Origin of the sequence: Novosphingobium capsulatum NBRC 12533, assembly GCF_001598375.1 — a bacterium.
Taxonomy (GTDB): Bacteria; Pseudomonadota; Alphaproteobacteria; order Sphingomonadales; family Sphingomonadaceae; genus Novosphingobium; species Novosphingobium capsulatum.
Genome location: NZ_BCYV01000022.1, coordinates 61,357 through 68,098 on the forward strand (window position 1 = coordinate 61,357; position 6,742 = coordinate 68,098).

At 66.3% G+C, this 6,742-nt stretch carries 5 protein-coding genes; 3 read left to right on the top strand and 2 right to left on the bottom strand.

The window, feature by feature from the left end; translation table 11 throughout:
* Window positions 1–116: 116 nt before the first annotated feature.
* The gene (locus SCA01S_RS18320; RefSeq protein ID WP_062788055.1) at window positions 117–800 is read right to left on the bottom strand and encodes a glutathione S-transferase family protein; all 684 of its coding nucleotides are present in this window, start codon (window positions 798–800) and stop codon (window positions 117–119) included.
* Between the two features lie 106 nt (window positions 801–906).
* Between SCA01S_RS18320 and SCA01S_RS18325 the strand changes: the two genes are divergently transcribed.
* The 3 genes from SCA01S_RS18325 to SCA01S_RS18335 all read left to right on the top strand — a co-directional run bounded on the left by SCA01S_RS18325 (window position 907) and on the right by SCA01S_RS18335 (window position 5,246).
* A complete protein-coding gene (locus SCA01S_RS18325; protein WP_062788056.1) occupies window positions 907–1,686 on the top strand; it encodes a universal stress protein in 780 nt (259 codons plus the stop codon).
* A 107-nt stretch (window positions 1,687–1,793) separates the two neighbouring features.
* The gene (locus SCA01S_RS18330; RefSeq protein ID WP_157089036.1) at window positions 1,794–2,561 is read left to right on the top strand and encodes a class I SAM-dependent methyltransferase; all 768 of its coding nucleotides are present in this window, start codon (window positions 1,794–1,796) and stop codon (window positions 2,559–2,561) included.
* Window positions 2,562–2,930: 369 nt separating this feature from the next.
* Window positions 2,931–5,246, top strand: coding sequence for a CDC48 family AAA ATPase (locus SCA01S_RS18335; protein ID WP_054132489.1), 2,316 nt, complete (start codon window positions 2,931–2,933; stop codon window positions 5,244–5,246).
* 42 nt (window positions 5,247–5,288) lie between these two features.
* Here SCA01S_RS18335 and SCA01S_RS18340 read toward each other — a convergent pair whose 3' ends face one another.
* Window positions 5,289–6,557 carry an MFS transporter gene (locus SCA01S_RS18340; protein WP_281191540.1) on the bottom strand — a complete coding sequence of 423 codons (1,269 nt, stop codon included), beginning with the start codon at window positions 6,555–6,557 and terminating at the stop codon, window positions 5,289–5,291.
* Window positions 6,558–6,742: the final 185 nt, after the last annotated feature.

The window sequence follows — 6,742 nt, forward strand, 5'->3', positions numbered from 1 at the left end:
CGCGCCAAGCCACCATCGCCGCCGCATCATCGCCCCCTTCACCCGGCCCCCACGCCGTTCACGTTGGCGATCCTTTCATCACAGGCCTGGGCAATCAAGAACTGCGTGTCGCAGGCTCAGCCCTGGCGATAATCCGCCACGATCATGCCGGCCTGCGCCAGTTCGGCCTCATGGCTTTCCTCGCGCCAGGTTTCGGCCAGGGCCTGCCGTTCCCAATCCAGCATCGCCGGGTGGGCCAGGATATGGTCCACCCAGGCCTGCCCGCGTCCCACGTCCAGGCCATAGGTGCGGATGCGGAACGCCACGGGGGCAAAGAACGCGTCTATCGCGCTGAACGCAGGCCCCGCCAGCCACGGGCCACCGAAACGATCGAGTCCTTCCTCGAACAATGCGCGCACGCGGGCCACGTCGCGCACCAGTTCGGCCCGCATCGGCACCGGGCGCACCCGCACGCCCACGTTCATCGTGCAATCGTTGCGCAAGGCGGCAAAGCCGCCGTGCATTTCGCAGACCGCGCTTTGCGCAAAAGCGCGCGCGGCTCCCGCCTCGGGCCAGACACCGCCATGGCGATCGGCAAGATAGAGCGCGATGCCCAGCGAATCCCACACCGTGGCTTCCCCATCGATCAGCACCGGCACCTGCCCAGTGGGCGAAAAAGCGCGAAATTCCTCGTAGTTCACCGGCTTGGCAAACGGCTCGATCCGGTCGGCAAACGCCACGCCCAGCGCCTTCATCAGCAGCCAGGGCCGCAACGACCAGCTGGAATAGTTTCGGTTGGCGGTGATCAGGGTATAGGTCATGGCCGGCGCCCCTTTTCGCAGGAAATCCACGCCGGTTGATTCAGGTCATGGCGCTGCGGCTTCCCGGTGCCACACTGCGGGCATCGTTGGAAGAAGGAGGATCCCCATGCGCTCCATTCTCTGCCCGGTCGACGGCGCCAAGACGCTCGATGACCGCCTCGAAACCGCTCTGGCCCTGGCCCGCGTCACCAACGGCCATGTCTGCGTACAGATCGCCAGCCCCTTTGCCGAAATGGCAGTGTGGGAGCCGTTCGGCGGCGCGGCGCTCACAGCCGAAGTGATCGCCCAGGTGCGCGAGGAAGACCGCGCCCTGGCCGAGAAGGTCGATGCCCGCCTGGCCCCGCAAGACGTGCCATTCGATGTGATGGAAACCGCGCAGGCGCCGATCCCCGCCGCCTATGCCAGTGCCCGCTTTGCCGATGTGGTCGTCACCAGCCTGGCCGATCCGCTGGTGGAGGAACTCGTGCTCGGCGTGCGCAGCCCGGTGCTCGCCGTGCCCAAGGGGGCGCCGCTGGTCGATTTCACCGGCCCGGCCATGATCGCCTGGGATGGCGGGATCGAGGCCGCGCACGCCATGCGCGCCGCCTTGCCGCTGCTCACCCGCGCCAGCGCCGTCCATATCGTGGCGGTCGAGGAAAAGCCCGACGCGCTTCCGGCGCTCGATGCAGCAGCCTACCTGTCGCGCCACGGCATTCATGCCGAAACCCATGCAATCCAGGCCGCCGGGCCGATCGCCGCCACGCTGGTCGATACCGCGCGGCGGTTGGGTGCGGGGCTGATTGTCATGGGCCTGTTCGGCCGCAGCCGGCTGCGCGAATTGCTGCTCGGCGGCGTGTCGCGCGCCATGCTCGACAATTCCACCGTGCCGCTGTTGCTGGCGCACTAAGGCAAACATTGTTTGCGGCCGGGCACTTGCCCGTTCGCGCCGCTCTGGCATGATCACACCCAAGGTGGTGGCACAGGGGCTGCCGCCAACCTTGGGAGTTCATGCCGATGCGCCGCCACCGTTTTCTCGCCTCACTCGCCCTGGGCATTGCCCTCGCCGGTTCCGGGGCGCACGCCACTCCCGTGCCGGCAACCGCCGCGACGATCACCAAGGCGCTGGCCGATCCGGCGCGCAGCGCGGCCAACCATGCCCTCGATGAAAGCCGCAAGCCGGCCGAAGTGCTTGCCTTTGCCGGGTTCAAGCCCGGCCAGGTCGTGGCCGATTGGGGCGCCGGCGGCGGGTATTATTCCGAACTGATCGCCGATGTCGTCGGCCCCAAGGGTCGTGTCTATGCCCTGGCCAATCCCGCCTATCTCAAGCCCGGCACGCTCGACGCCGTGGCCAAGGCGCATGCCAATGTGCTGATGCTCGTTACCCCGCCTGCCGCGATGACACTCGCGCCGGGCAGCCTCGACGCGATTTTCGCCCACCTCGAATTTCACGATCTCTATCTGCCGGCGGCGCATGGCAGTGCCACGCCCGCCCGCCCGGTGGCCGCCACGCTGGCCAACTGGTTTGCCGCGCTGCGTCCCGGTGGCACCGTGGTGATCGTCGATCACGTCGGCATGGCTGGCGCCCCCGCCACCGTTGCCGATACGCTCCACCGCATCGATCCTGCCCAGGTCAAGGCCGACATGCTTGCCGCCGGCTTTGTGCTGGATGGTGAGAGCAGCGTATTGCAGCGCAACGACGATCCGCACACTGCAATCGTTTTCGATCCAGCGTTGCGCGGAAAGACCGATCGCTTTGCCCTGCGCTTTCGCCGGCCTGCCTGACATTCGACAGACAGTTGCGCAAAACGCAATTTATATTTCATCTTTCGCATTTGCACAAAACATGGATGCAAGGCATACAAATCCTGCCTTTCAGGCATCCTCTCCCAAACTTCCAAAGGCCTGGCTGGCAACAGCCGGGCCCTTTTTTTGCTCTGTGTCTGTGCCGGCGCCAGCGCCCGGCTTGCTATCCCGCCAAAACCCCAGCACCATCGCGCTCGATCACTCCCGAGAACGAAAGCTGCGGCCTGGCGTTTGAAAACCGTGGCACGCAATCCTAGCTAGGGTGCAAGCGGGGCAGGTCTGCCCCGATCCGCAAACCTCCCGAGGCGCCATGCCACATGCGCAACGCCGAGGGTGAAAAGAGGGCCAATGGCAGAGGCAGCAACTTTGGGCGAAAATCGCATCGCCCGTCTTCAGGTCGCAGGCGCCAGGCAAGAGGAATCCGGCCACGGCATCGCCCGCATCAGCCGTGCCGTGATGGGCACGCTGGGCGTAACCGAAGGCGACGTCATCGAAATCATCGGCAAGCGCAGCACCGCCGCGCGCGTGATGCTGCCCTATCCCGAGGATGAAGGGCTCGAACTGATCCGGCTCGACGGTCTGCAGCGCGCCAACGCCGATGTCGGCTCGGGCGATCATGTCGAAGTGCGGCGGATCGATTCCCGCCCGGCACAGCGCGTGGTGTTTGCCCCGGCGCAGCGTGATCTGCGCCTGCAGGGGCCAGCTGCCGCGCTCAAGCGCAACTTTGCTGGGCGCCCGCTGCTCACCGGCGATCTGGTCGCGACGGCGGGGCAGCAGCAGGTCAACCGGGGCGACATGCCTGCCCAGTTGCGCCAGATGCTCAACGCTCCAGCCTTCGCGCTGACCCAGATCCGCCTCACCGTCGTCTCCACCGTGCCCAAGGGCGTGGTGCACATCGACGAGAGCACCGAGGTGGAACTGCGCGCGGAATACGAAGAGCCGCGCAGCAGCCGCGCCGACGTCAACTATGACGATGTCGGTGGCATGGGCGACACCATCCGCCAGTTGCGCGAGATGGTCGAACTGCCGCTGCGCTATCCCGAACTGTTCACCCGCCTGGGCGTCGATCCGCCCAAGGGCGTTCTGCTGCATGGCCCGCCAGGCACCGGCAAGACCCGCCTGGCCCGCGCTGTGGCGAACGAAAGCGACGCCAGCTTCTTCACCATCAACGGCCCGGAAATCATGGGCTCGGCCTATGGTGAAAGCGAAAAGCGCCTGCGCGAAGTGTTCGAGGAAGCGACCCAGAACGCGCCCTCGATCATATTCATCGACGAGATCGATTCGATCGCGCCCAAGCGCAGCCAGGTTTCCGGCGAAGCGGAAAAGCGCCTCGTCGCGCAGCTGCTCACGCTGATGGACGGGCTGCACAGCCGCTCCAACCTTGTCGTCATCGCCGCCACCAACCGGCCTGACGCGCTGGATGAAGCACTGCGCCGCCCCGGCCGCTTTGACCGCGAGATCGTCGTCGGCGTTCCCGATGAACCTGGCCGCCGCGAGATTCTCGGCATCCACACGCGCGGCATGCCGTTGTCCGAGGATGTCGACCTGCGCGAACTCGCCCGCACTACGCATGGCTTTGTCGGTGCCGATCTGGCAGCGCTCGCCCGTGAGGCGGCGATCGAGGCGGTGCGCCGCATCATGCCGCGTCTCGATTTCGAACGGCAGACGATCCCGCCCGAAGTGCTCGACAACCTGCGCGTCGTGCGCGACGATTTCCTCGAGGCGCTCAAGCGCGTGCAGCCTTCGGCCATGCGCGAGGTCATGGTTCAGGCCCCCACCATCGGCTGGTCCGATGTCGGTGGGCTCGACGATGCCCAGGCCAAGCTCAAGGAAGGCGTCGAACTGCCGCTCAAGACGCCCGAGGCCTTCCACCGCCTCGGCATCCGCCCGGCCAAGGGCTTCCTGCTCTACGGCCCGCCTGGGACCGGCAAGACCCTGCTGGCCAAGGCCGTCGCCAAGGAAGCCGAAGCCAACTTTATTGCGATCAAGTCGTCAGACTTGCTCAGCAAGTGGTTTGGCGAAAGCGAGCAGCAGATCGCCCGCCTGTTTGCCCGCGCCCGCCAGGTCGCGCCGTGCGTGATCTTCATCGACGAGATCGACAGCCTCGTTCCGGCGCGCGGCACGGGTGTCGGCGAGCCGCAGGTCACGGCGCGCGTGGTCAACACCATCCTGGCCGAGATGGACGGGCTGGAAGAGCTGCAGTCGGTCGTGCTGATCGGCGCGACCAACCGGCCCAACCTGGTCGATCCTGCGCTGCTGCGGCCGGGCCGGTTCGATGAACTGGTCTATGTCGGCACGCCCAGCCTGGAAGGCCGCGCGCATATCCTCAAGATCCACACCGGCGCCATGCCGCTGGCGGCCGATGTCGATCTGCTCGATGTCGCCCGCCAGACCGCGCGGTTTACCGGTGCCGATCTCGAAGACGTGGTGCGCCGCGCCGGCCTCAACGCCATCCGCCGCGCCGGCGGCAACGTGCAGTCGGTCAATGCGGCGGATTTTGCCGATGCTCTGGCCGATTCCCGCGCGACAGTGACCGAAGAAATGGAGGCGGAATACGCCCGGATGAAGGGTGAGCTCAAGAAGCGCGCCGTGGAGCCGAGCCCGACCATCGGCTTCCTGGCGCCGGGCATGGTGCAATCCACCCGCGAAACCAAGCACGGCTGAAACGAAAAAGCCCCTCGCTGACAAGGCAGCGAGGGGCTTTTCTCATGATTCGGGCAGAAGCTCGTCAAAGCGCTGCACCCGCTTCAGTTCGGGAAACAGCCGTCCCCAGGCCAAGGCAATGGCCACTGCGCTTACTCCGCCAAATACCACCGAGCCAACCGGCCCCAGGATCGCGCCGACCACGCCGCTTTCCATCTCACCCAGTTCGTTGGACGCAGTGATGAACAAGGCCGATGTCGCCCCCACGCGGCCGCGCATGGCGTCGGGCGTCACCACCTGCACCAGCGTCTGCCGCACATAGACCGAAATCATGTCGGCGGCGCCGGCCAGGGCCAGCATCGCCAGCGACAGCGGCAACCAGCGCGACACGCCAAACACGGCCGAGGCTATCCCGAACAGCGCCACGGCCGCCAACATCTTGGGGCCCACGCCATTTTCCACCGGGCGCCACGACAGCCACAGCGCCGTCGACACCGCCCCGACCGACGAGGCTGAGCGCAGCAGGCCAAGCCCGCTCGGCCCCACATGCAGGATATCGCGCGCATAGACCGGCAGCATGGCAGTTGCCCCGCCCAGCAGCACGGCAAACAGATCCAGGCTGATCGCACCCAGCAGCATGCGGCTGCGCGCCACATAGCGCAGCCCTTCCAGGATATGCGCCAGGGGTTTGCCGTTGGCCATCGGGCGATTGGCACCATGTGGCCCGATGGCGAGTTGCGCCACCAGCGCCGCGCCAAGCAGGGCCAGCGTCAGGCCATAGGCAAATGCCGGCGCCACGCCATAAGCAAAGCCACCCAAGACCGGGCCCACAATGCCGCCGATCCGGCCAGCGATGGCACTGACGGCAATGGCGCGCGGCAGGATTTCTACCGGCACCAGCGCCGGGGCCAGCGCATTCATCGCCGGGGCATAGAAACCACGCCCGGCAGCAAACCCTGCTGCCACCAGGTAGAACACCGGCAGATCGGCCCGGCCCATGGCCTGCAATGCCACCAGCACGCCCACGGCCAGCATCTGCACCAGCAAGGCCAGGCGCACCACCAGGCGGCGATCGTGGCGGTCGGCCACCAGGCCGGCGAAAGGATTGATCAGCAGCACCGGCAGGAACTGCGACAAGCCGATCAGCCCGATTCGCAGCGAAGCCGCTTTCATGTCCATCGACAGACGTGCCACATCATAAACTGCCCAGCCCAGCACCACGACCAGGTTGCTCTGCGCGAGCATCGCGCAGATGCGCGCGATCCAGAAATGGCGAAAGGCGGGAATGGACAGCGGATGCGCGGCAGGCGCCACGCGGGGCTGGATGGACAAGGACACGTTGCAATAATCCAGGTGGCTGCTCGGGCACGGTCGCCCACGCCGGCGCCTAGCACCAACGGCCTGTGTCCGGGATACGATATTGCAGGCGCGACCTATCAGGCTGCGCAATTTTGACCTGCGCCGGGCACAAAAAATCCGCCTCGGGTTTTCCTGAGGCGGTTTGGTATGATTTGATC

What these genes read in the sequence shown, in the direction of transcription:
- SCA01S_RS18320 (WP_062788055.1), bottom strand. Translation starts at nt 800, where the DNA reads ATGACCTATACCCTGATCACCGCCAACCGAAACTATTCCAGCTGGTCG.
- SCA01S_RS18325 (WP_062788056.1), top strand. Translation starts at nt 907, where the DNA reads ATGCGCTCCATTCTCTGCCCGGTCGACGGCGCCAAGACGCTCGATGAC.
- SCA01S_RS18330 (WP_157089036.1), top strand. Translation starts at nt 1,794, where the DNA reads ATGCGCCGCCACCGTTTTCTCGCCTCACTCGCCCTGGGCATTGCCCTC.
- SCA01S_RS18335 (WP_054132489.1), top strand. Translation starts at nt 2,931, where the DNA reads ATGGCAGAGGCAGCAACTTTGGGCGAAAATCGCATCGCCCGTCTTCAG.